Genomic DNA, 25,648 nt, shown 5'->3' with positions numbered 1-25,648 from the left:
CGACGCGGCTATCCCTGCGTATTCATCCATGAAAGTTACCTCACACGAAGGCCTGCTCGCTTCGCTACATCTCAAGTGTATGGGTCCGCTCCATGCGGCAACCATGCCGAACCCGGCGTCATGCCGATGAAGGTCCAGACAGCGCCAAACACCCGACGTCGCCTTCGAATCCGGAATGCCACAATAGTTAGATGATCATTCCGATAAAAGGCCTCCAAGACATTAATGCACATCGTTCTCATCGGAGCTCGATCAATGACCGACCATTTAAGCGACATTCGTGAGCGGCTAACGCAGATTCTAAAAGAGGTTGATCTGATAGAAGAGCATCTTGTCGCAGCTAAGGTCAGTGAGGTAATTGACGTACTTCCGAATAGGACATCAGACTACGTGCCCCTCCCAAGATCATAGATCTTAACACCGTATCGCCTCGGTTCGTCGCGTCGGGTGCATATTCTTGTTCTATTCGCCGCCCGGTTCGCGAGCCAGCGAAGTTTGCGGTCGAATATGACCCACATCCGCTTCCCGTAGAGCCACGGAGGGGATTGCATCAGCGCAGATACTGGAAACAGCTTAGGGCATGGTCGGCCCGATCATCGCTCAGCACAGCCACTAATCCCCCTGCCATCCAGACGAACGCCTCTACCTCGCACCTGCCATCGACACACGGAGATTTCATGCGCACGTTCCTGCTTTCGGCGACCTTTGGTTTCGCCGCACTCCTGTCACATCCCGCCAGCGCGCAGGATGCCAGCTTCTACGACTGTCAGAATGATCGCATTCGGATAGCGATCGCGCCCATGACGCTCGACAAGGCGCTCGCCAAGTTCACCAGCATCACGCGCTGCCCGGTGTCTATCGACACAGATCAGGTGAGGGGCCGCCCCACCCGGACCATGAAGACCGCACCGGCCAAAGGGCGCCTGACTCCTGGCCAGGCACTCGCGCGCATGTTGCGGGGTACGCCCCTCAGAAGCACGTCCATTCATGGCGGCTTTTCGGTGAGCAAGTAACACGGTCATCGTCCCGCCTGTTCCCGTGCTGGTCATCGACCAGCACGGCCTGGTTCAGGCAGACAACAGGTCGGCGGTGGACACCACCGAGCCATAGGCAAAGGCAAGCGCGGCCATGAACGCGGTATGCACCTGTTCGGCGGGCACCTCGACCCCGTCATTTGACAGGGCGCGGGTCGCGCAGGCGTCGCCGACGACCGTCACGCCGTAGCCGAAGTCAAACGCCGCGCGGGCGGTCGCGTCGATGCACATGTGGCTCATCGCGCTGACGATCAGGACGTCCTCGACGCCCGCTTCGTCGAGTAGCACCTTCAGGCCGGTGTCGCGGAACGCGTTCGGGTAATGCTTGGTCAGCACGGTCTCGCCATCGATTGGCGCGACGGCCTCGATGATTCTCGTGCCGTTCGTGCCGACCGCAAAGGGGGCGTCGTCTGAACCGGGCGTCTCGTGGCGGATATGAACGATCGTCTCGTGGCCGTCGCGCGCCGCACCGATCACGCGCGTCGCGTTCGTAACCGCCTGATCCAGCTTTTCTAGCGGCAGCTTGCCGTTGGCCTCATATTCATTCTGCAGATCGATGACGATCAATGCGCGCTTGGTCATTCTTGCCTCCATGTTGGCTAAGCATGTCTACCGCGGGAAGAAGCGTTATATCAGTGGCGGTAGTGACAAAGACCGGGTCGATTACGCCATGATCGAGATTGCCATTCTGATTTACGACGACGCGCAGCAGGCGGCAGTGCTGGGAATGACGGACGTGCTGGTTGCGGCCGATCGCGCGGCACGGGCGATGCCGGGTCACGACGGCTCTCCCGTCCTGGTCATCAGCCACTGGGCGTCTGCGGGTAAGGAAGGCGAGCTGACTCGCGTCCACTCATCGGAATCTTGCCGCACGACGCCATCGATCTGCATCCTGCCGCCTGCGTTGGGCGGCCCGCGCGACGATGCGAACCCGGCGGTGACGCGCTGGCTGCAGGAGCGACATGCCGATGGCGCGGTACTGACCTCGATCTGCTCGGGCGCGTTCGTGCTCGGGGCGACAGGTCTGTTCGACAGTCGGACCGTCACGACGCACTGGACGTACGAGGACCGCTTCCGCGCTCAGTTTCCACGGGCGAGGATCGATACAGACCGCATCGTCATCGACGACGGCGACATCATCACCGCGGGCGGGGTGATGGCGTGGACGGACTTGTGCCTGACGATCATCCAGCGCTTCGTCGGAGATGCGGTAATGATGGAGATCGCCGGCAGCTTCCTGATCGACCCGCCGGGTCGGGAGCAAAGCTATTACAGCGGGTTTCGCCCCCATACCGGGCACAAGGACGATGCGATCTCGAAAGCGCAGGACTTCCTGCACGAGACAGACGGCAAGATCGTCGAGGTCGCGACGCTGGCGGCCAAGGCCGGTTTGGAGGACCGAACGTTCCTGCGCCGCTTCCAAAAGGCGACTGGCCACACCACCACTGAGTATTGGCAGCGCCTGCGGGTCGCCAACGCCAAAACGAAGCTGCGCGAGACGGGCCTGACCGCCGATCAGGTCGGGTGGGAGGTCGGCTACACCGATCCGAGCGCGTTCCGAAAGGTCTTTAACCGCATCGTTGGCTTGTCCCCATCCGACTATCGGCGGCGGTTCTCTTCGGGGAAGGGGACTGCGGCCTGACGCTGTGCGTGATCACTCGATCTTGCCGGGATATTCCATGAACAGCGCGACGTTGCGGGCGGCCTTCGGGCCGTAAGTCTTCGTGATATCCGCCAGCGCGATATCCAGCGCGCGGGTCGCTTGCTGAGCTTCGAGCGGCGCCAGCATACGACTGACCTTCGCCGTGCCAGCAACCATGTCAGGCAATACAACCAGGCCGTGCGCCAACCGCACTGGTGCCTTGCTCGGGCCCACGGCATAACCGAAGGTGTTGCCCGTCCGACTGTAAGCTTCGGCCGTCACCGCGAGTGCGATCTCGTCGTCGCCCGTCTTGACCGGGATACCCAGCGTGACGTCGGGTCGCGCATTACGGGCAGGCATGTCTGCATTGCCGGGATCGGACTGGAATGCGTCGCTGTTATGGCGAGAACTCCAGTCGTCGATGCCAACGTCGCGAGCGACCTGCGCAGCCTTAGCAGCGCCGGCGATCGCCTCGACCAGCGCGATAGACGTCGGCATCGATGCGCTGACTCCGGCGCTGGAAACAACCTTTCCGTCGGCGACGTAGCGGATGTTCTTCTGCCATATCACCTTTGGGAAGCGCTTCGCGCGGAACCCCTCGTTACTGTAATGCGAGGTCGCCCGGTGACCATCGAACAGACCGGTATTGGCAACAGCCATCGCGCCGTAGCAGATGCTGATGACCGTGCAGCCCTTGCCGGCCTGCGCCTTGATCCATGCCAGCAGGTTGGGATCGCTGTCGTTCTCTACTGCCGGCACGAAAATGTAGTCGGCACCCTCGGGATGCCGCCTGTCGAACTCGGCAACGGTGGCCTGGAGCTGGAAGGTGAGCGGTTGCATCTTTACGGGGCCGGGTTTGACTGACACCGACATGACATCGGCCACGCCCGAGCGTGCCATCACGCCGAACGGGATGCAAAAGTCGCTGATGATCGTGCCTTCGTTCAGACCGACGACCGCGACGAGAGGCTTCGTACGACCGAACCGCGGCTGATAGGGCGGTATCTTTTCCGGTTTGGGGTTCTTGGAAGCGTCGAAGATGCCAGAAGTCATCATGGCCTTTCCCGCGCTTGCTCTGCCTCCCAGCGCCATTCCGGCAAGGGTTACCGCGGCAGAAATGATGGCCGTCCTTCGATTGGTGATGTGCATGGTAACCTTGCGTGTCGATGTGTTCGCCACGTGTCTTCCAGGGGCGCCATGGCGTAAAGGACGTCTATCGCCGGATTTCGGCCATGCAGAGGATGCTTGGCAATGGCAACCTTCTGCGGCCCCCCGCGCTGTCGATAGCTGTGCGGCGGGGGTATCCGCTGTCGGTGGATGTCCGGGTTGGAAGGAAAATGGACCGACTGCTTTCGGGAAGGCGGGTGGCGATAGCCGACATTGGGCAGCTGCCGCGTTTCCCGAAAAGGATCGAGAAAACAGAATGCAGCGGCTTTTCCGTAACGTACCAATGTGATGTTTTGGGAACGCGACCCTTGCTGCTCATTGAGCATACTTTACTGGTTGTTAAATCGGGGGGTTGGTCTCGAAGTCGTAGTCATAAGTCGGCACGCGAACGACAGAAGGAATGCGAGATGATCAGAAGACGCGACGTCGTGGCCGGCATCCTCGCCGCGCCCCTGCTCAACGCGACGGCGAGTGTGGCAGCAACCTCTGCCAGCGGAGCGTTGATCTCAGTCAACGGAACACGACTGTGGGTCGATCAAAGCGGATCACGAAACGCGCCGGTCGCCGTCTACATGCACGGCGGCCCAGGAGCGGGAGCACTGGATTTTGAGGATGCTATGAAGCCAGCGCTCGCTGGCAGGGTTCGGCTCATAACCGTCGATCAGCGTGGAGTGCTCCGTTCGGACCCGATCCCGAAGACTGCCAAGGTTAGCGTTGCTGATATCGTTGCAGATTTTGAAACGCTGCGGATGAAGCTCGGGATCGATCGTTGGCAAGTAATTGGGCATAGCTTCGGCGGAATGATCGCTCTGCACTACGCGCTGGCCTATCCAGATCGCGTCACCCGCCTGACGCTGGAGAGCCCGGCCTACGACGCCGCAAGCTCGCTCCATTGGCTGTCGGCATCAACCGCACAGCTGTTGAACGGTAATGATCCTACATCGGCACTTGCTGCCAATCGGCTCGCCGATCCGGCAACCACGGTCGGTCCCGGCTTCGTGGAAGCAATGAGCAAGGCCATGTCGGGCCTCGGCGAACGCCGACAGGAACTCTACGTTGCCCAGCGGAAGAATTTCGGCATGTTGTCCCGACTAGCGGCGCGATCCGGCTTGTCGAGGGAACGGTGGGAACAAGGGCAAGTACCCGGCATGGCGTTGATGCAATCGCCGGACTTCTACGCACCGATGCTGACACGGCTAGCTGAGTGGAGGGGCAAGACACTGCTGGTCCGCGGGGCCGGCGACCATGTCACTAGTCCCGAACAGATTGCTGCTGTCGTTGCCATCGGTGGCAAGCTGGTGACCGTGCCGGACGCTGGTCATTTTGTGCATAACGAACAACCTGCGACACTTGCCGATCTAATCGCTGCCTAAGCATCTGAAGCGGCGAAGTCGCCTTTCCCGTAAACCAAGGTCGAGTGGGGAATCCCCAGTTCAACGCCCTGCAAGCACTACTGTTGGGTGCCTTTTTCTCAAAATCTGTTCCCAAATCGATTTTCTCGAAATTGCCTAAACGACACGGGAAAACGGGAATCCTTAGCTGACCGGTTTTGGCGACGGCTGCTAGCGGATATGCTCCATCTTGAGCCCTTTGGCCTTTACCTTCTTCCACTCGCGATCTGCGGTGAGGGCGGGAACGCCAAGTAGGATCGCAAGCGCTAGACAGGAGCGATCACCAAGGCCGCGCCCAAACTCCTTCGTTTGAGTGTGCAGCTCAGCGGCCGCATACGCGGCCTCCACATCGTGAGGACGTACATCGAGACGAAGCTCGTCTAGGATCTCGCGGATGGTGGCTGCGCCCAAACCACCAAGCAGGAGTTCCTTGATAACCTCCTGCAGGTTGACGGCGGAAATCGCTGCTCGTCCGACGTGAGGTGTGACCTTGTCGGCGCCTGGTTCATCCCGAACCAGCGCCAGCACCGCAGATGCATCCATTACAACAGATGTCATGCCGGATCTCCGTGCCGGTCCGAATGCGAAGACTCGCCTGCCTCGGTGACGGCTTCTCTCTTGCGATCAGATAGGAAGTCGTCGATTGTTCGGGCCTGCTTGGCATGCTCTCGATAAAGCGCCTGAGCGCGAGAAACCCCGTGACCGATCGGCGACAGGCGGACCTGATCGTCCTCAAGCGTCAAAATGACCTTCGCATCTCCGTGAAGCCCCATCGCCTTGCGAACCGATGCTGGCAGAATCATCCGACCGTTACTGGCAACTTTAACGTCTATGGATTGCGTAGCCATCGCGGTGCTCCTCCTCAATGCTTCTAAGGAACATGTGCCACTTTAAGGGATGCGACACAATACGAGCTCTGACACCGGGCCTAATCTATCACTCCCGATCTGTCTGTCTGGGTATACCCTGAGTGAGCATGGGCTTTGGTACACAAAACCCGTTCAATCAGGGTCGGTAGCAGAGAAATCGGACACCTCATTATGACGGTCTAGAGTCTGCCTGAACACATTTGGGGTGCGCGTCTGACATTGCTGCGTCAGCCTCTGCCTGTCGACGGCGATCACGAGCGATCTTGGCGAGCAGTGTTCGACTGCACCCAATCGCATCCATTATATCGCGCCAGCTTCGGCCATCGCGGAGAAGGCTCGAGATCGCAGCGTTGCGGGTCTTGTTCTCGGGACGCCCCTTATAAAGCCCCGCTGCCTTGGCTTTTGCGGTGCCTTCGGCTTGTCGACGACGGCGATCCTCATAATCTTTACGAGCAACCGCGGCGAGTACGTCCAACATCATGGCGTTGACCGCTGCGAACATTCGGCCGGTGAACTCATCCGTCGGTGCCGTCAGTATCCACGACGTCGGCAGGTCGAGTGCAACAACCCGGACCTGCTTGGCGTCGATTAGATTACGCAGCTTGATCCAGTCTGGTGAGGTGAGGCGGGAAAGCCGATCAACCTGCTCGACCAGGAGCACATCTCCTGGCTCGCAATCCGATAGCAGGCGGAACAGCTCTGGCCGGTGAAGCTTGGCTCCGCTTTCGTTTTCGACATAGCGGGCCGCAATCCGAAGCCCGTGCTCGGCCGCGAACACATCGAGGGCACGCTTGGCGCGCGACGCGTCCTGTTCGGAGGTAGACGCGCGAAGATAGGCTCGGATGAACATCCCGTAGTCTGCTATATGTGGTGCTTATTAGTCTAGTCCTTTTTACGCCGTCAGGGCCGGATTAAAGTACCACATATTGAGAGGTCTGCGAAAGGCATACTCAAAACGCACCCGTCGTACGTGCTGTTGATAACATGGCTGACCGGGTGAGATGCCCCAAGTAATCCGATCTCGCAGCACGGTGCTTGGTCGAGCACGGCTAAACCGAGCCGGGCAACCGCCTGCTCCTTCAAGCACTTTCCAGGATGCACGACGCCGGCTGCAACTGATGGTTAGTCTCGTGCTCGACAATCCTGGCCGGCGGGAGCCAAGGGTTGGGGTCAGGCTTATAGTAAAGCTCGGGTGCGGTGCCGAAACAGGCGGGCCTTGTGATCACTGCCCAATCGGTGGAGCCTAGGTGTCGAAGATATTGCCAAGGCAGACGCAGCAGCCGGGCTCAATCTCGGCGCTGCAACAGCTGACCCGTCGTCATTAAATGTTACCAAATGCGCATCGAATGCTGCATCCCAAAGAGAGGAGAGCAGCAGCCCATTAGTTACGTCGAGGCGTTCAGCATCGTTGGCGCATTCTGCCCACGGAATGATATGCGATGCCCGAAGCAACGCTGGATCACTAATGCCCGTCAGGGGACAGCGGCCGTCCCAGTATAGCATCAGGGCATCACGAAATTTATCCTGACCAATACGTTGAATGACGAGACGCTCGGCCTCGGTTGTACGCGGCAAGGTTGCGGTCGCGGCTTCGAAAGCAGCCAGCGGCGTCGGCGGCAAACTGCCGGCTAGTTTCCAGGCGCGGTCGACCGCTTGGGTCAACTCTTCATCGTCTAAAAGCAAGATTGACGTCGCTCCGGGCCCTGACGGCCCGCGGAGCGGGTAGGTGGCTGCGAGATCGGCAGCGACGCCGGCATGCGTTACTGAGAGTGCGAACGGGCCATGCGGTGGCGCGCCGGATATCCATATGTGACCGGGCACCGTTGATGAGGCAAATCCGAGCCATGGGCCCTGGACCGCAAGCTCGACGCTAAAGCCGCGGTCCCATGCCGCCTTCTGCGCAAGGGTCCGCACGATAGATCCGGGAGGGGATTGAAAAACAATAGTCATTTGGCCACCGCCTGCGGTTTCGGATCGCCGATGTGACCCCTTATGCGAGCGATCGCTCGGATGACTCGATCAAGCTTGACCTTCGCGAGTGAGCCGTTCTTCTCGGCATGGTTAAGATGATGCTTCAGATAGATCGGCGATCCCGTGACAAGGCCTTCGCGGTCGCACAGATGCCACGCGACCAGTTCTGCTTCGATATTCTTGGCGGCATGGGGAACATTGCTTCGGTCCGGCCAACCATCTTCATCGGTCTCTGGGGTCTCTCGATAAAATCCGCCGACTTGACTACAGCACAGGTGACCGAGATCGTGCATTAGCGTCGCAAACTGCTCAACCGGGGTCATCCGTGCATTCAGCTTGATGCTCCATTTGACCGAGCCATGTCGCGTGATGGCCGCGCGCGGATCGGTCGCCCCGAGCAACTCCGCTTCTTCAGAGCCTGGGCTCTTAAAGCCATAGCTAGTGATCCTCCCGGCGAGATTGGCGCCGAATTCCGCCAAGGCGTCGTCGACTAGCAATTTGCGTTGCCACCCTTGAATGTGGCGATTGCCAATGCAAGGCGGGTCGGGTCGTAGGCGCCTGTAGCGGCGAGCGCGTCGGATCGTGGGTCGCGCTCTTGTGAAGGCCAGGTACCGAGCAGTTCGAAAACCTGCGTGATTGGCCCCCTCGGCCTGAGGATCAGGATAGGGATGGCGTCAGCGCGGACAGTCTGGCCAACCCTAGCCCAGTCGTCGCGCGATGCGATGGCTTTTGCGCCCGGACGCTGCGTGAACACCATGAGGATGTTGTACGGACCCATGTGGCGAAGCCGATGGGCGAAGTCCACGAATGTCAGAATGACTTTTGGTGTGGGGATCGAGAGGGCCTGCCCCATCAGCTCGCGAAGCCGTTCTGGCGTCGGCTCGCTATCGGCAACTTGCTCATCGGACGCCCGTGGTGCCGGCGCGGGCACCACTACTTCTGCCGCGGGATTGCTAAAGACGACGGCAGAAGATGTTGTAGCCAAATGTGGCTGCAGGCGTCCCGCGAGCCAGCGCCATATCATCGAGCCTGAGCATCCCATGCCGCCAACGTTAGGCGGGCGGTGCGGTAGTCGCCGTGTTTGGCGATGTCGTTCTTTTTGAGGACGCGGAAGGTTTCGCTTGGGTAGTCGGCGCCCATCACGTCGGCGGGGTTGAGGATGTAGCGGAGCTGGTCGCGGGTCAGGCCATAGGCGCGCGCGTACCAGGCATCGAGCTCGGCGCGGAGCTGAGCGCGGCGAGCATCGTCCCAACCGAAGGGCGGGCCGGTGAAGCCGAGATCGCGCGCTAACGGGGCCATGGCGTGGCTGGTGTAAGTAAGTTCGAGGACGCGGGGGACGATAAACGAGAGATCGATGGGCGTGTATGTGGAGGGCGGGAGTACGGGAAATTGCTCAATATGGAAGAAGTTTAAGTTCGAGCCGCCAACCTTTTGGCGAACTACATAATCAAGCATCAGTGAATTCAAATTTCCCAAAAGAGCCGCAATCTTCTCAACAATCTGCCCATCTGGCAGCCATACAGCAGCGCTGTGTCCAATGCCGACCGCCGGCATAAAGCCGGCGATCAGCGTTCGTTCATTAGTTGCTGGCGAAATCATTCGGCTCGACAATAGCCAGTTGTGCTTCCAACCTTTCGCGGCAAGGCGGGCGGCAGTATCTGATGTTGAGACCCAATAACGCGGGGTTGGTTCAAAGCCGGGGTCGGCCTTTTCGAATACGGTAGCTTCGCGGCTGCCGTCGTCGTCACCCCCACCGACTCCTTGCGCATAAGTGGCCCAGCGATGATCGAACTGGTGGATCAGCTTTGCTTCATAGAGTGGAATATAGGTGCCATCGGGCGCAGTGGCGGCTGCGGGCGAAAGTTCCTCGAGCGCCAGAGTGGCGGCGTCGCGGCCGCTGGCAAGCGCCAGCGCACCGGGAAGCGGGGCCAGACGCTCCGGCAGGCGCCAGTCGCTGCCGTCTCGGTCTATGCCGGCGGTGGCGAGTTGCGCCGCCGTGCGGAAAAGGCCGGAATCGCTGGTCATATTGAAAAGGCCTTGGCGGAATTCTACTCCCCATGGATTGCCAGCGGCTCCCTTACTCCCGTCGATAAAGACTGGCACTCGGCCGTAGATTTGCGCGGTAAGATCGGCGTCCGCGCGGGCGCGGAACACTGGAACGGTCTTGGTATTGGGGTTGATGGCGGCGATCTGGACCGGAGTAAGTGTGAAGCGGCGTTGCGGTTCGAGCAGTGCAGCAGTTTGTCGGGCGTAGAAAACAAAATCAGTCGGTAAGGTGCTCCCTGCCGGCCGTAGCGATAGCATGCAGAACTTCATGGCGTGGTGGATACCAGGGAACACCATCTCTTCGTTCTCGAACGAAAAAAGCGCTGTGATGCGATTTCCTGCAACAAGCTGCGCGAAGAACGGTGCGGTAGTCGCATCCGTGGCGATGCCCGTTGGGACAATCACGCCGGCACGTCCACGCTGCCCGGCGAGCCGGCTGAAGTTTTCGGCAAACAGGCCATAGGTGTTGATTTTGCCGCGTGCGGTCATGTCGAAGCGACCAGATTGCCTTGCGAACACATTGCTCGCGTCAAAAATGCGCTTTGCCATCTGATATTGTGCAAAGGCCAGTGGCGCTTCCGCCTCCAGTGCAGCTATCGCCCGCTTCCGTGCGGCGCCAGGAAGTTCGGCAATCTCGGGTAATCGCTGAGCGAAATACTCTTCCTCTCCCAATTGCATAACCTCCCATGGTGGATTGCCGATCACCAGATCGAAACCAGGATTGTCGCCGGCGAGGATCGCTGGGAACTCAAGTGGCCAGTGGAAAATACGCGCGGCGAAGGCGAGTGCATCTATGGCGCCGGCGATCGGTCCCTGCGGCGGCCGACCGCCAAGCGCTTCCCAGACGTGGCGGGTCGTGGGCACCAACGACTTTTCCACCGAGGTTGCCATCGCTGGCTTGGGCGCCAGAAACGCCGCAACCCAGGCATCGGCGGCGCGGCGCAAGCTCCAGCCCTCGGGAGAATTGGACAGCGCGGCGTGCGCATTGCGCTTGGCCTCAACCTCGGCAAGCGTATCGGTCTGCATGGCGGCGACCTTTGCCGCCTCGCGCGCCAGACGCGCCGGGCGGATGGCGGCCGACAGCAAGGGCCGGTCACGTTCGGCGCGGTTGAGCACCAGCAGGCCACGAGCTGTCGCCTTGTCGTCGCCGGTCAACGGCGCATAAGCGGCATCGGGGATACCCTTTTCGAGGACGCTGAGATCATCGAGGCCGAGCAGGGCATCGCCGCAGCGGATGTTGGTATCGAGCAGACCGAGCGGCTTGCCAGGCTCGACGCTTTCGATCCACAGCGCTACCTTGGTCAGTTCGACGGCCATCGGGTTGCGATCGACGCCGTGAATGCAGGAACCCATGACATCGCGCAGAGCGTGGCGGTAATCATCCGGCGACGGCGCGCCGCCGGTGCGGGCGGCGGCGACCCGCGCCGCGATGCGCCGGGCGGCGGCGAGGAGGAAGTGGCCGGAGCCGCAGGCAGGATCGACGACGCGCAGGGCGAGCAGCGCCGCGACGGGATCTTCGGAGCCGGCTTCTGTTGCGTCCAGCAACGGGGTGAGGGCGGAATCGAGTAGCGCCTGAACCAGGCTGTCCGGCGTGTAGTAGCTGCCGGAGACCTTGCGGGCGTTGCCCTTGGTTTCGGCAGCTTCGGTGGCGAAGGTGAAGACGGCACCGCCGCGTTCGAGCCGCGGAACAAGTTCGAGCAGGCCTTCATAGACTGAGCCGAGTTCTTCGGATTCCATGTCGCGCCAGTTGACCGGCACCGGGCCGGAGGCTTCTCGCAACCAGGCGAGCCGGTAAATGGCTTCAAGCAGCTTAGCATTCGACAGCTTGGCATTATCTAGGCCTGTCAGGCTATCACGATCGAACAGGCCTCCGAGCGCCGGCAAGGCAAGGCGGGGCTCGCCGCGGCTGAGAGCGTCCATGACGACGCACAGGCCTTCCCATGCATCATGGTGCCGATCCCAGGCGGCGCGGCGGACGGCACGATCGCGCAACCGGCCGACAGCGTAGCCGCGGGCGTAGAGCTGGCGCGCGGCGGCAGTAGCCCCGGCGGGGTGGAGGAGGTTGCGGTCCTCGGCCGCCAGCAGGAAGATCAGCCGGTAAACGAGTCGGAGGAGAGCGGCGTAATAATCGGGCAGGGGCAGGGCGCCGGAGTGCAGCTTGCCCGCGAGATCTGTGTTGGCGGGGTGTTCAAGGAAACCTTGGCCGAGAAGTTCGAGTGCCGCCTCGACGCCGCCGCGCAGTTTGTCTCGGGCGACGGTACCAGCCTTGGCGCCATCGTTGCGCCAAAGTTCGAGCGCGCAATTGGCATCATTTGCGGCAAAACGGCTGCGGTGAAGCAGCAAGAACAGCGCGGCGAAATCGGCATAAGCTTCATCATCGAAGATGGCGCTGAGATCGAACTCGATGAAGGCGGGCCGGGTGAGGCTAGGATTGTCGCGGATGAGACGAAGAAACCGGCCGTTGCTTGCTAGTCCCCAAAGTGCGGCCGGTTCAGCGTTGAGATATTCCTGCACCAGCGTCGCCGCGGAGCGGCGGCGGCCGGGCGCGCTGAGCGCATCAGAGGCGCGATCAATAGAATCAGCGGACGGCGCGGTGACGATGGGGATGTTGCCGGCAGTGAGCGCGATCGGGAAGGTGCGGCCGCTGACGTCCATGGCGACCTGGCGCCGAGCGATGTCGTCAAAGCCAAGGATGTCCCTCAGCAGCGTTTCGATGAAGCGCGCGGTGGCGTCGAGACCGGGGGCGGTGGCGGAATTAAAGGCGCGCCACTGAGCCTGACCGATGCGGAAGTAGCGCGCCAGTTCATCACGAAGGGATAGCCCCTTGGGGATGCCATAGTCGGCGGCGGTCTGGTCCTTATGTTCAGCTGCAGCGATCCGGGCGAGTTGTGCCGGCGCGATGAGGGCGCCCATCGCGGTCATTGCGGCAAACGGAGAAGAATTCGCGGCCATCAAGCGACTTTCGGCAACAGCGCGAAGACGCCGATGAGATCGAGGGGAAGAACAGGTTCGACGCGGACCTCGCCGGCCATGCGGGCAGCTTCGCGCAGGCGCGCGTGGTCGGCGGAGAGAGCATCGGCGCGCGCCTTGGCGTAGCCGGCGAGCCCACCTTGGACGGCGTCGCTTCCGAGCCGGGTGACGGCGCTGCTGAGGATACGGAGGCGGACTGGATCGGGTAGGGCGGCGGCGGATGCGAGTTCCAACAGTGCGGTGGCGTCCGCGCCGGTAATGCCTGGCGCGGTATCGGTTGGCGTCCATGCCAAGGTGGTTGCTTCCTCGGCAAGTAGCATCACTTCCCGACCACCGCTCCGAACGGTCAGCTTGAAGCGGATACGGACGAGAGCGACGATCGTCAGCTGGGTGACGCCCTGCGAGACCCAGGCGCCGGCGCGACCGAGTGGACTGACCGAAGCGCTTTCCGGGTCGAGAGCGCTTTCGAGTAGTGCTTCGGCCAGTGTGGCAACCAGGGGGTGAGCCCGGCTTACCATCGTGCTGCCGCGAGGTGGCGGTTCGTCAAAGGCCAGGTTGACGCTGCCTTCGAGGCCGCGGGCGTCAAGGCGGCTGCGTAAAGCCGGAGGCAAAGCCATCAACGGAGCGCGCAGAACGCCGCTTTTCAGTCGCTCGGGCGGAGCTTCGAGGCGGATCATTGCGCGCGTGACGAAGCGTTCGAGGTCGGCAGAGGTGCCGAGTAGTTCGCGCCAGCGCCGCCATTCGGGAATAACGTGCTGCGGAGACAAGGTTCGTTGGGCGAAGCGAGCGCGGCTGCGCTTCTCACCCTCTTCAGCATCGCGCCAGACGGCGTTGATGGTGGCCGTGTCGGCCTCGAACATGCCGAAGTCGAGGCTGAGCTGGGCGCGCCCGCCGCCACCTTTGCGGAGCAGTACGGCCTGCATGAGCGCGCCTGTCACAGCGGCGGTATCTTCCGGCATTGTAACGGTTACCCCGGTAGCCTTTCGGATGGCTTCAGCCTTCCGTAGGATCACTGACAGGACCGCGCCATCGATCGCGCTGTCTGGCGAATAAAGCGTCACCGACCGGACCAGCTTGGCGGGCTGTCCAAAGCGGTCGACGCGGCCCTCGCGTTGCTGGTGCCTAGTGGGGTTCCAGCTCAGATCATAGTGGACGACAGCGTCAAACAGAGATTGGAGGTTGATACCTTCCGACAGGCAGTCGGTTGCCACCAAGATGCGCTTGGTGCCGTCATCGCTGGCCATCTGCTCGACCCGGCGGCGACGTTCGTCGGAGGGCAGAGCGCCGGTGACAACTTCGATGCGCGCTTTGGGGAATTTTGCACGCAAGGCCGTGCCGACCGCTTCGGCGGTTGCGATAAAGCGGCAGAAGACAACGGGATTGTCGAGGTCGCCGAGGACCTTGATCAGCGCGGCGAGCTTCGGATCGGCGCCAAGCGTGCTCGCCTGTTCGATCAGAACCGCGAGGGTATCACCCTCGTCGGAGCGCCAGTCAGGTGTGATGTCATCGGCCTGCGCCTCATCATCGTCGAGGTCGAACACGCCGGATTCGAGCTGGTCGGGGAGGGCTGCTACGCGGTTACGCAGGGCGCTAATCGCGGCTTGGGGCGAACTGCCAACGCATCGCATCAAAGCAAGCGTCCCCCAAAAGGCGAGGCGACGCTTCGTGGAGTCAGAGCCAGCACCTTCGACAACGCCGAGGCACCAATCGAGGACGGCTTCGTGGAATGCCTTGTGCGCGGGCGTCAGCGAATAAGCGACCTCGGCGGCTTCATGCCTCGGGAATGCGCGATCCTCGTCCCAACCTTGGCCGTCGGATCCTGGCTCGACGATATCGATGCGGCGACGTTGGACCACATGCCGGGCAAGGCGGGCGCGGCCGTTGTCGCTGTCCAGCGTCTCGGAGCTGAACGCAGCATCGAGCAGGCCGAGAAGACGGCCGAAGGCAACATCATCTCCGGAATGCGGCGTCGCCGTTAGCAAAACCAGATGGCGGTCTTTATCTGCAGATAGACGCTGCAGTAGGCCAAACCGCTGCTGACGACCGCTTTCAGTGCCGACGCACGCGTGCGCCTCGTCTACGATCACCATGGCGGGACAGACACGCGCGAATTCATCGCGCCGGCGATCGGCCTTGATATAGTCGAGGCTGACGACGGTGAACGGATGGGCCTCAAACAGGCTGATGCCCGGCGGAAGGTCGCGTTCGAGCCGGGGGGCGGACGCAGCGGTGACCGCCGTTGCATCGATATCGAATTTTTCAGCCAACTCACCGACCCATTGCTCGACGAGGTGCGGAGGGCACAACACCGTAAAGCGTGAGACCTCGCCCCGATCGATCAGCTCGCGTAGGATAAGGCCCGCCTCGATCGTTTTGCCGATGCCGACGTCATCTGCAATGAGCAGGCGGATGGTCTGGAGCCGCAACGCCAGCATCAACGGCACCAGCTGGTAGGCCCGGGGCTCAAAGCCGAGACGAGCTGCTGATCTGAAGGGGCCAGCGCCCCGGCGCATCGATAGGCGTAGTGCGTCGGCGAGTAGCCGGGCTGCATCCTGAGTAGCGAAGGTCGGAGGGCTTTCGGGATCGATGACCGGTGCGTCAAAGCTGGCGGCCCGCACCTCGCTGCGCTCTAGCTGCGGGTCGATCCACTGAATGTCGTCTTCCGACCCAGAAAGCGGCCGCAGCTTTAGCAGGCCTGTAGCGTCTTCGGGGAGAAGAACCCACTCGCGGCCACGTGCGCGGACCAGGTCGCCGGGCCCAAAACTGAGTGTCATGTGGAGCCCTTGAGAGCAGCGACGAGCGCCGCAGGTGGTGTCGGTTCGTATGGGTCGTCGAGCGTGATCAACAGGAAGCCGAGTTTGTCGGCCACCGGTTGGTATTCGGAAATAACTGCGCTCGGGCCTGCCGCTACATAGGACTCAGACCAGTTCAGGGGTATCTTCCCGTCGAACGCGGCCGGGCCCGCATCAGGGGCGGGCAGCTTCCATTTTTTGGCGGCCGCTAACCACTGATTACCGGTTTCATCTTCTACATGTGGCGTTCGAAGCTCGACGCTTGAGCGGGCTAACCGAAGCAGCGCAACGAGAGCCGCATCATCGGTCCGGTCGATCAGCTCATGATCGGGCTGATTGTAATAAGAAAGTAGGCAGCGGTAGCAGCCCCGAACGCAGTCAGCGTGCTCGATTTCTTTCAGGAGCGTTGGGTCAGCGGCGGTAACGGCCGCATCGATATTCTCGTAGTGCATCATCGCCAACGCCGCATGTGCCACTCGGCCGATTGCTTTTTTGTCGGCGATAAGCCGGTTGAGCACCCCGGCCCCGCCTTCAGTCGCCTCATAGACCAGAATCGCCTTGCGATCGGCCCGCTCAGGAACCGGTTCAGCGAGCGTTTCGCCTTGCTCAAGCTGAAACACTAGATCGAGGCCACGACTGAGGGCGTGCTGCACGGTCGCCATCGACGTCTGCGCCAGCCCCTCGCCGGCAAGGCGTAGCAAAGCAGCGTTCTTCGAATCGCGGACAATCGGAACGACGCGTTGGGTCGGCGTCTTGTCGGGGTCGGGCTGGGATTCTCCTTCTTCCTCAGGCGCCTTCTCCCATCGGCCCGTGGCGGGATTAATACCAAATCCGAACAAGCTCTTGTTGGCGCGTCGACGCAGCCCCTTATTGAGCCGACTGATTTCGGTGCCGGTCGCATAGTCGATCGCCAAGATCTCGCCATCGCCGTCAATGGCGGCGGCGCGTTTTACGTCGAGCACACCGTCACGGCGCGGCCAGGCGAACACCGTCTGGATCTCAAATCCCTGACGCTGACGTTCTTCGTCATTGGCAGTAATCCGTTCGGTGGGCAGCGTTTCGACATTCTCGATGCGAATGGTGTCCTTGACCGGCAAAACGCCGGCCAAAGGTGCGCCGCACGCGTGACAACGCTCGGGCTCGTGTGGCGAATGACCTGCGCCGCATGCTTCGCAGATCCAGATTGGAGAGGTGGTCAGGCGCTGGCCGTTGTTCTCGCGCGCACTAGCAGGAAGGCGCGCCTTGTGCACGCGATAGGCGCGGCCTTCGTGATAGATGAGACTGCGCGGACCGAACTCAGCAATCGCCAGGAAGCGCGAACGCTGGAGAAAGGCGGAGCGTGCACCGGGCAAGCCAGAGGCTGGGATGAAGGCATACAGCGGAAGCCGCGGGAAGTTGTAGCCGGGCAGGAAGCCTTCGGTGGCAAGGTAGCGGTAGGTGTAGAAATCCGACCCACCGCTATCCTTGCCGGCTTCAAGCATTTGCTTTTGATCAGAGGCCTGGTTCCATTCGGCTTTGGCGGCCATGCGTTCCTTGTGGGAAAGGCCCGGGATGCTCTGGCGCCGGTTCGCGTCATTCAACTGGTCGAGCGCGCCGCGGTATAGCTCGCGCCAGCGGTCAAATGTCTCCCGGAAACCGTCAGGAGCCTCCCGAGCAACATCTTGCGCGAGTTTCGCCAGGTCGCTCGGCCATTCGTCACCAAACTCGCCGGCGACGGTCTTCAAAAGTCTATGAATTGCTGTTGCAGCGCGCGGCAGCAATGCGGGATCGTCAATCGTTGCGGCGAGATCGGTGTTGATAGGCAAATCCTTACCGAAGAGATCAAGTACGCCAGCGATCGATGCATCGAGCGGCGCACCGGCTTCCGCCAGCCAGACTGCGTGCAGATGTGAGTAAATTAGATCGCGATTAGCAAGATCAAGCGAGGGCGGGCGGACTATGCCCGCCACCATCTGGGTGCGGTTGGTAAAGTAATACTGGTCGTGCGGGCTTTGTGCCGCGCAATACGTCAGCACCAGTGCAGGCTGCCCCGAGCGGCCGGCGCGGCCGGATCGCTGCGCATAGTTTGCCGGCGTCGGTGGTACGTTGCGCAGGTAGACGGCGTTCAGTGCCGAGATGTCGACGCCAAGCTCCATCGTCGGAGAGCAGAACAGGACGGGGAGGAAGGAGTCGCCCTCGCTCTCATTAAGCATATCCGCACGATATTTGACGATATTGGCTCGGTCCTGTTCGCCATACCGGAAACGCCACTCCCGCCATTCGCGCTTCTCTGGCGTCACTTGGGCGGTATGTTCGCGTCCTTCGAGACCGAACAAGCCATCGCCACCGGCCTTCAGCGTCTCAGCAAGTGACAGATAGAGGCTGGCAAAATAGCGGTTCGGGCGTTTGCCAGCGCCCGGCTTGCCCTTAACTAGGCGGAAGCTCGTTGGCCGCAGGCGCCAACCCGGCGTGTCATATTCTGTGCCAACTTCAGCAACAAGGCCATAGGTTTTGGCCGCCGAAAGTAGGGAAGCGATGACCTCGAGGTAGGTCTTGGCGTCGAGCTTCATGTTCCAGATTTTTGGCGAGCGGAGCCGCTTGGCGAGGCCGCTTTGAGGCCCCGCGCGAAGCAGTTGGGTCTCGCCTCTCTTGCCGGCCTCGGCCTTTTTCGGCGCGTCGATCATAAGCGAGGCGGCGACACGCGGCTCTTCCAGGCGGCCAATTGCCCAAGGGTCTCGAAGAAGCGACTGCGACCGTTCCGAAATGCTGTCGAGCTCGGTTCGGTTGAGAGAGCCGACGTCGATCGCCAGTCCTTGGCGCATCGTTTCGAGGATCAGCTGGAGAGCTTCGCGCCGCTGTGCGGGCTTGGCCACGCGCACGACCATCGGCGCAGCTGCAAACTCCTCGTCGTCAGCGGCAAGCGTGTCCAGGTCCTGATAGCGCGCCTCCACAAGGCCGAGCTCTTCAAGGTTCGGGTTAGTGAACCGCCAGCCCCGGCGCTGATCGACCCAGACCCGATGGGCAAGCACCTTGACCAGTGCTGCGCTCGCGTCGGTGCGGGCGACGCCTTTGCCAGCGGGATCGAGCATCCACTCCTGACGCCGGTTTTCGTTTTCGAGAATAAAGCCGAGCGCCTGTTGTACGCGACGTCCGAATTCGTCCGAGGACAGGCCTTCATCGCCGGCGTCAGCGACGGCAGTCAGAATAGCGGCCCTCAGCAGCGACACGAACAGGAAATCGTTGAAGTGCCCAGACTGCAGTGCCGCGTCCTGGCGGTTATCGGTGAAGCCAAGCAGCTTGCGCTTGTCGGGCGTCATCGCGTTGGTCTTGTGCATCCAACGCAATGCGCTCGACACGAGTAGGGTCGTCGCCGAGCTTCGGCCTTCGGCCGAAAGAGCCGCGAGCTTGTTGATTTCGCGCGCCTGGCTTGCCGGTTGATCACCGCACGCGAGGCAGAACCCGAATTTTCCAGGCAAGAACCACATTGCTCGCCCAGAACCGACTTGGCCGCCCGCGTCGACACGGAGCGCACGCGGCGACCGTGATCGCGATTTGGATTTCAGTCGCTTCTGGCCTGACGCGGTGCTTTCGATCCAGTCTTCGGGGTAATCTTCTGGCTCGCCGGCGAAATTGAAATCCGCGTCATCCGGCTCAGGCATTAGATAGCCGGCCTCATCATCATTTGACGGATCGTCAGTCGGCACGTCGTCGATCGACCGTGCGAGAACTCTCTTGCCGCCACTCTCCTCGATAACCGTGACCGGATGGTATTCCTGTCCACAGGCTCTGCAGAAAAACAACGAATAAAGCCGTGCCTCAACGTCTTCAGGGTGGAATACCTGACCCTCGACGGTGACCCTGCGGGTTTCTGCGCCGCGCAGGGTCGCATGGGCATGGCCAGCACCCGATATGAATCGGTGAAGTTTGAACGCCAGAAACGCCCCGTCACCGTCGCCACCGCGTTCGTGCTCCGGCTTGCCCGCGACCGTCAGCAGTTCCTTCAAAACCTCAGCACACCGCGTAACCGGTCTGTTCGTCGCTTCGGCGAGCAGGTGGCCGGCTGCGTGCAGTGTCATCGGTGTCCGCCGCGCGAGCCCTTGCTCGTCCTTCAAGCCAACGGACATTTCGATCCATGCAGCTAGTGGGTGAGCTGCCAGTGCGACGTCCGTCAGGCCTCTCGAAGAAAAGGCGTCGGTAGCGGACGCTAGCGACGTGCGAGTGACGTCAACCGATGCCAGCGTCGCCCGCTCCAGCGTTTCGGCGATGACCGACGAAGCCGGAATATGCGTTGCGAATAGCTTCGAGGCGACCTTGGCAACGGCAGCGGCACGTTCCGACGCGTCACCTTCGGAGGACATCGTAGCTGATGTGCCAATGCAAACGGGCGGCGTGTTTGGGCAAAGTCGATCACGCACACGGCGCATCAGCATGGCTACATCGGCGCCTTGACGGCCGCGGTAGGTGTGTAGTTCGTCGAGGACCAGAAACTCAAGGCCTTCGGCATTGGCCATGACAGCACGGTCGTCCTCTTTCTGCCGTGTCATAAGCAGTTCGAGCATCATGAAGTTTGTGAGGAGGATGTCCGGCTTGGTTTCGCGGATAAGGGCTCGGGCAGCCTGATCCTCCTGACCGGTATAACGCGCGACCGTCGGCCTCAGATGTGGGGCTAGACCTGACTGAGAGAGAAACCGGTTAATTTCCTCGAGCTGGCTGTTGGCCAGTGCATTCATCGGGTAGATGATGATTGCGCGTGTCTGTTGAGGTTTCCCCGCTGCTCGTGCCCTGATCGCTGCGTCGATGATAGGGACGAAGAAGCAAAGTGATTTTCCTGAACCGGTACCAGACGTCACCACGAAGCTTTTGCCGGTCGTTCCCTTAACTACCGCCTGCGTCTGGTGGCGATGGAGTCGGATTCCTTGCCCGCCGGCCCTGAAGACGCGGGCCGTTTCTTGGTGAAGGGTGCCGCCCTCAGCAAGCGCATCAACGGCTTCACCGCGCTCGTAGCGCGGATTTATGGAGATCAGCGGTTCTGGCCAAAAGCGGCCCTTCTCATAGAGATGGTCAACGCTAGCCTTGATATCTGGCGCGCGGATTTGGCTGAACGAGCGAGCAAATTCGGCGTAGTCGCGGATCAGCGCGGCATCGAGTTCAAAGATATTCAAGCTCACCCCCAAGGCAATTCTTCTAGACCATCAAGGGGCTTATCGACAAGCACGCGCCATGCAGACGGGCTAACGCAACTTTCCCGAAACTCGATTTTTTGTGAGAAAGGCGGCGTCCCTGCGATGACAGATCGCGCGATTAAACGCCGCCAAATAGCGTGCGCGTTACAGTTACCCCGCACGGAGCTTCAACGGTGCCGTTTGGATGGGTACGGTATGGTCCTCTTTGTTTAAGACTCTAGCAGGATCAGGCGAGCGAACTGACCAGACTCTTATACGCCTCTTTCTCATGCAAAAGGGACCAGGCTGGAGAGGTGCGCTGAGGGAATACCCAACGAGAACCTGATAAGCCCCCGTCAGGCTAGAAGGGTAGGGCAGAGGGCTTCTCTGGCGAGATGCAGTCCGTCTGGTCGTCGGGATAAGCGGTGAAAACCGGACTGGTCACTTTGCAAAGTCGAATGGGCTCTTTCCCCTTGTTCGTACGCCAAGACCGCTGCCGAGCACCGCTGGTAGACTTCAACCGGGTCCGTCCGTTTCTCGGCCGACTAGAGGCCGGAGCCGTCTCCCGCGATGCTCGAAGGGCCGAAAAGCTGACTAGTAGCCGGATCAGAGGGATCGTAGTGGTTTGTCCGTTTCAGCCGCAGGTGCCAAAAAGCAGTGAAACGCAATAGGTCCGCCAACTGGCCGCGGCGAGGGACACAACACGCTTCCCGACGATTTTGCCATAAAGCCAGCGCGTTATCAGGAGGCCGCCAACAGAGCGGCGAACGTAGGTCATGGCGACTGCTGCCTCGCCCAGCATTTGTTTCTCCTCAAGCTACCCCTTGCTGACCGCCTTCATCTTCCAGCGCGTCATCGTTCGATGCGACAGAATCGCACCTCAGGAAGATGTGTAGCACGGTAATCGGGGCGTAGGGTTTGACCTTCGGGCGACCATGATCGGTGTCAAACGACGCGTTCCCTGAATCGGCCACCGACGGGCTAGTGATGATGGTGCCCGCCGTGTCCGCAATGCATTCAAGCTTGGCCGCACGTTTGGGGTCGCAGATGTAGGCTGCCATTGCAGTGGCTTCAGTTGCCGGATCGACGGAGGAAAACCCGCACATCGCGCCATAGGCGTGCCCAATGGCATATTTACCCTCAACGAAGCGATTAAGCCCGTCATGGCAATATCGCCAGCGTGCTCCGCTTGAGCCATCCAGCTTTTTAAACTCGATAACAAAATGGGGCGTTCCGGGCGCACCCAAAATGACACGAATATCTGCGCGCGCGATCCGCGACGTCGAGCCGTCCGCCGCACGGCGCAACTCCCAGGTCTCCGACTGAAAATCGCAGTCCATTTGGGCCGTGCGACGACGGTCCTGATCCGCCAAAGCCTCGCACAAATTATCGGTCAATGTGGGCTCATCGGCTGCAAAGCTAACTTGATCGGGATAGGCCGAACGAAGATAACCCCAGGTACGGCCCACATATGCGAGGACGTCAGGGATGCGAGGGGATGGAAAGACGCTGAACCAGGCTTCCGAGGGCGTCTCGCTCATGAAGTTAGCTTCTCCCAAGCGGCAACCTGCACCGTTCGCGTAATCAGATCAGCGTCGGCAAGAGCGGTGCGGGCAAGCCAAAAGCGCCTCCGCATTGGTTTAATGAAGTAGAAGGAGTCGCCCGAGACTATGATCACATTAGGCATTTTGAATAGTTCGTCGCGGTGGATTCCTTCAATATGTGCAACGAAACCCGTCTCCAGCTCGGAGAGAAGTATCTGAAACGCCTTCTGTGAATGAGTGATCGCGGAAACGTCTTTGCGGCCGTTGCCAAGCGCAATGCGAACCGCGCCGAAGAAGCCTTTGGCTCCATCGACGACTGCATCGACACGCAAAGCGCCCTTGCCACCGGATTGGCCGCGCAGCGTTTCCAGCTCTAGGGTCAGGACCTCGACATATCGGCCGACTTCCTCATCGAGCGGCCGATTGAGGAGAGGCGTCGCGAGCCGATCATAGTCTTGCGGCTGGATCGAGGCCGCAACTGTATTGACCATGTCTGCGATGAGAAGGCGGTCACTATGGGTGAGCCGGAAATATTCAAAGATCAGTGAGTTTAGCGTTTGGGTATGATTGGCATAGGCATGATCGCGAAGCCATTCGTCCGTTCTCGAAAGCGTGTCATAGATCGCTGATACCTCGCCGATAATCGCGTACGCGCGCTTTTTGTCCGGATGGCGGTCGGGTGGGCAAAAAGGAAAGCCTTTGAGATCCTCAATTGCGACCCTTGGGCGTTCACCAATCACCGAATAGCCGGTCATGATAAGAAGAAAAGTGGCTAGCGGCGAACGCAGATAGGCCGCCAAAAATTTTAGTAGCGCAGTGTCCTCGAGAGCGCCGCCGATCGCACCTATAGACGAGGTAAAAGCAAAGCTCTCCTCGGTATACGCCACGCGCACCGAATAGTCTTCGTTCAGGCCATCGGTGAAGACGATCCGCGGCCCATGGTATAGCTGTCCATTTTTCCCGCCCGGACTCGCAACGATCTTAAAGTGCGCATTGACCGTGTCGAACTGCGCGTCCTTCGCGATGATCGAATGGTCGCGCGGTATCCGATCGGCAGGCAAATAGCTCAACTGATCCAATATCCCGAGCGACCGGCTTTTGTTGCTCTGGTTTGGCGCATGAAATCCTTTTCCTGCAATCCAGGGCATCGTGCGCTCGTCCATGGTGCGGGCGAGCGAACCGCTTTTTTGAAGTCGGCGCAGCAGATCAAGGTCGCGCTGATCACCCCAATATGCCGAAATAAGCAAATATGGCTTACTATAGATCTCGCGCGCACTGAGGATTTTTCGATCGAGCGGATGCAGTGCCAGACGGCCCAGCGCCAGGCTTACATCCGTTTTGGGTGCCCAATACTCGACCGACTCAGATGCCAATTCAATGACGCCCTCAACCTTTGGCCTAGGACGTACCCGCACGACTGCGCAAGGATGCTTGGCGGCTGCGAATAGAAGACGCCGGACATCTGCGAAATTGATGATCCTGTCGATTCTGACATCCTCCAGCCAACGCTGACGGAACTCGCAGGATTGGCTCGTCGCACCCACAACAAGATTTAAAGGCATGATGAGGGTGATCACGCCATCAGGATTGACGCAACTCGTCGCACGATATGCAAAACCGGCTGCGATTTGACGTCTGCCGATCGGATAGGACGGCGTTTGATCGCGGCACCACGCTTCCCAACTCGGCGTCTCCGTGTCATCGGATTCGCGCCAAGGCGGATTGCAGAGAAAGATGTCGAACTTGGCTTTGCCTGCAAAGGGATTGCCGGCTGAGAAAAAGTCGCCGGCCTTGTCACCCTTCTGAATGTTGAGGCCTGGGCCGATCAGGTTCGGCAGCTTTTGATTAGCATCAGACTGCAGAAGCGAAATGTCGACCGGCTCAAGCCCCTCCAGAAGTGAGAGGTACAGGCTGAAGGCGGTGATCCAGCAGGCTGTCTCATCGAGATCGTTGCCGAATATCTTTGCTTTCATAAGTCCTACGCGCTCGTCAAAGCGGAGGCGATGCCCACGCTCGACTTCGGCGTGGCGGAGCATTCTACGAAATGCGGTAGTGAGCAGAATACCCGAGCCACAGGCTCCGTCATAAACCGAACAAGCGGCTGGATCGGCAAATCCCTCAAACGCCTGTTCAGCGACGAGGTTGGCAAGGTGGCGCGGCGTGTAATAGGCGCCGAGTTTTCCCTGACGCTCCTTCAGCAGGGTCTCATAAATGCCTGAAATTAGCTCGACCGGAATATGGCTGAAATCATAGCGCCACAGCGCACCTTGGCCGGTCTCAAAGTCAACTGCCTGAAGAAAAAGCCGCACGGCCCGGAATACGCCGTCACTAACGCCAGCCCATCTTGGCGCGCCGCCACCACTGGAACTTAGAAAATCGCCGTTGAAATCATCACCAAGGCGCTTGAGATACGCGTCAATACCGGCTCCGTCCTTACGGGAAACATAGGCTTCCAGAACTCGAAGCTTATGCCGGGTACGATAAGCCTCTCCTACAATTCCACGTTGCTCGAGGTAGCACAGGAAGATCACCTGGGCCATGAGTGCCTCGGCCTGGGTTGTGTTCAATCCTGCCCGCACGAGCGCCTTCACGACGTCGCGCAGGTTGATCAATAGACGCTGATCAACCCGAGCTTCGGGAGAAAACCATTCCGATAACCGATCCTTGATAAAGCCAGACTGGATTTCATACGCTGACCAAGCGCCGCGCGCAGCGACATTGCTCTGTAAGAGGGTGTCGGGTTCGGCTTCCCTGTTATTGACGCAATAAGCCGCGAGCGCGTTCGGTGCCAGCACGAGGACCACCGAAGCCAGGTTCTGATTCCAGACCTTCTGCCGGATCTGCTCTACACGTTTGTCAGGATCCTCACCTAGGGTCGTGCTGTCGATAAGGCAGACCGTGGGCTGTTCTTCGACGCAGAAGACCGCCGATGCGCCGATCCCGCGGTCGGGGGCCAACATCTCCTCTATCTCTGCCGCGTAGGGCCGCGCACCCGCGCTAACCCCAGCGCGGAAAAGTTCATCCGGAAAATCGGTATAGGCAAGCGTTTCCAGCCAGCTGTTGAAGCCAGTCACTGGACCG

General features: G+C 60.5%; 17 protein-coding genes. 3 read left to right on the top strand and 14 right to left on the bottom strand.

Translation table 11 applies throughout. The features are described from left to right. Positions 1-677 precede the first annotated feature (677 nt). The gene (locus AC1MLZ_RS20530) at positions 678-1,013 is read left to right on the top strand and encodes an STN domain-containing protein (protein ID WP_056067004.1); all 336 of its coding nucleotides are present in this window, start codon (positions 678-680) and stop codon (positions 1,011-1,013) included. A 54-nt stretch (positions 1,014-1,067) separates the two neighbouring features. Here the strand turns inward: AC1MLZ_RS20530 and AC1MLZ_RS20525 are convergent, their stop codons facing one another. Next, positions 1,068-1,616: a cysteine hydrolase family protein gene (locus AC1MLZ_RS20525; RefSeq protein WP_480961835.1), complete on the bottom strand. Its 549-nt coding sequence runs from the start codon at positions 1,614-1,616 to the stop codon at positions 1,068-1,070. 88 nt (positions 1,617-1,704) lie between these two features. On the opposite strand from AC1MLZ_RS20525, the gene AC1MLZ_RS20520 reads away from it, so the two are divergent. After that, complete coding sequence (locus tag AC1MLZ_RS20520) at positions 1,705-2,676, top strand: GlxA family transcriptional regulator (protein ID WP_480961932.1); 972 nt, start codon at positions 1,705-1,707, stop codon at positions 2,674-2,676. A gap of 12 nt (positions 2,677-2,688) precedes the next feature. Here the strand turns inward: AC1MLZ_RS20520 and AC1MLZ_RS20515 are convergent, their stop codons facing one another. After that, complete coding sequence (locus AC1MLZ_RS20515) at positions 2,689-3,825, bottom strand: DJ-1/PfpI family protein (RefSeq protein ID WP_480961834.1); 1,137 nt, start codon at positions 3,823-3,825, stop codon at positions 2,689-2,691. A gap of 188 nt (positions 3,826-4,013) precedes the next feature. Between AC1MLZ_RS20515 and AC1MLZ_RS20510 the strand changes: the two genes are divergently transcribed. Continuing rightward, a complete protein-coding gene (locus tag AC1MLZ_RS20510) occupies positions 4,014-5,216 on the top strand; it encodes an alpha/beta fold hydrolase (protein WP_480961833.1) in 1,203 nt (400 codons plus the stop codon). A 189-nt stretch (positions 5,217-5,405) separates the two neighbouring features. Here AC1MLZ_RS20510 and AC1MLZ_RS20505 read toward each other — a convergent pair whose 3' ends face one another. From AC1MLZ_RS20505 to AC1MLZ_RS20450, 12 genes are all read right to left on the bottom strand, one after another. Further along, positions 5,406-5,792, bottom strand: coding sequence for a type II toxin-antitoxin system VapC family toxin (locus AC1MLZ_RS20505; RefSeq protein WP_480961832.1), 387 nt, complete (start codon positions 5,790-5,792; stop codon positions 5,406-5,408). Further along, positions 5,789-6,082, bottom strand: coding sequence for an AbrB/MazE/SpoVT family DNA-binding domain-containing protein (locus AC1MLZ_RS20500; protein ID WP_480961831.1), 294 nt, complete (start codon positions 6,080-6,082; stop codon positions 5,789-5,791). The genes AC1MLZ_RS20505 and AC1MLZ_RS20500 overlap by 4 nt, the downstream gene beginning before the upstream one ends. Before the next feature lie 190 nt (positions 6,083-6,272). Continuing rightward, positions 6,273-6,953 (bottom strand): recombinase family protein, encoded by a 681-nt coding sequence (locus AC1MLZ_RS20495; protein WP_480961830.1) that lies wholly within the window; start codon positions 6,951-6,953, stop codon positions 6,273-6,275. A 326-nt stretch (positions 6,954-7,279) separates the two neighbouring features. Then, the gene (locus AC1MLZ_RS20490; RefSeq protein WP_480961829.1) at positions 7,280-8,053 is read right to left on the bottom strand and encodes an HNH endonuclease; all 774 of its coding nucleotides are present in this window, start codon (positions 8,051-8,053) and stop codon (positions 7,280-7,282) included. Continuing rightward, entirely contained in the window at positions 8,050-8,571 is a 522-nt protein-coding gene (locus AC1MLZ_RS20485) for a hypothetical protein (RefSeq protein WP_480961828.1), read from the bottom strand. Before AC1MLZ_RS20485 ends, AC1MLZ_RS20490 begins: the two co-directional genes overlap by 4 nt. Continuing rightward, positions 8,565-9,098, bottom strand: a complete 534-nt coding sequence (locus tag AC1MLZ_RS20480; protein ID WP_480961827.1) for a hypothetical protein — start codon at positions 9,096-9,098, stop codon at positions 8,565-8,567. The genes AC1MLZ_RS20485 and AC1MLZ_RS20480 overlap by 7 nt, the downstream gene beginning before the upstream one ends. Beyond that, the gene (locus AC1MLZ_RS20475; protein ID WP_480961826.1) at positions 9,095-13,042 is read right to left on the bottom strand and encodes an Eco57I restriction-modification methylase domain-containing protein; all 3,948 of its coding nucleotides are present in this window, start codon (positions 13,040-13,042) and stop codon (positions 9,095-9,097) included. Before AC1MLZ_RS20475 ends, AC1MLZ_RS20480 begins: the two co-directional genes overlap by 4 nt. Positions 13,043-13,071: 29 nt before the next feature. After that, positions 13,072-15,864 carry a helicase-related protein gene (locus AC1MLZ_RS20470; protein WP_480961825.1) on the bottom strand — a complete coding sequence of 931 codons (2,793 nt, stop codon included), beginning with the start codon at positions 15,862-15,864 and terminating at the stop codon, positions 13,072-13,074. Next, complete coding sequence (locus AC1MLZ_RS20465; RefSeq protein ID WP_480961824.1) at positions 15,861-21,029, bottom strand: DEAD/DEAH box helicase; 5,169 nt, start codon at positions 21,027-21,029, stop codon at positions 15,861-15,863. Before AC1MLZ_RS20465 ends, AC1MLZ_RS20470 begins: the two co-directional genes overlap by 4 nt. Before the next feature lie 628 nt (positions 21,030-21,657). After that, positions 21,658-21,825, bottom strand: coding sequence for a hypothetical protein (locus AC1MLZ_RS20460; protein ID WP_480961823.1), 168 nt, complete (start codon positions 21,823-21,825; stop codon positions 21,658-21,660). A 10-nt stretch (positions 21,826-21,835) separates the two neighbouring features. Next, entirely contained in the window at positions 21,836-22,564 is a 729-nt protein-coding gene (locus tag AC1MLZ_RS20455) for a hypothetical protein (protein ID WP_480961822.1), read from the bottom strand. After that, positions 22,561-25,641: an HsdM family class I SAM-dependent methyltransferase gene (locus AC1MLZ_RS20450; protein WP_480961821.1), complete on the bottom strand. Its 3,081-nt coding sequence runs from the start codon at positions 25,639-25,641 to the stop codon at positions 22,561-22,563. Before AC1MLZ_RS20450 ends, AC1MLZ_RS20455 begins: the two co-directional genes overlap by 4 nt. Positions 25,642-25,648 lie beyond the last annotated feature (7 nt).

Source organism: Sphingomonas sp. PEI4 (assembly GCF_056679955.1).
The sequence above is the reverse complement of the archived record's forward strand: the minus strand, read 5'-3'. Positions and strand labels throughout refer to the sequence as shown.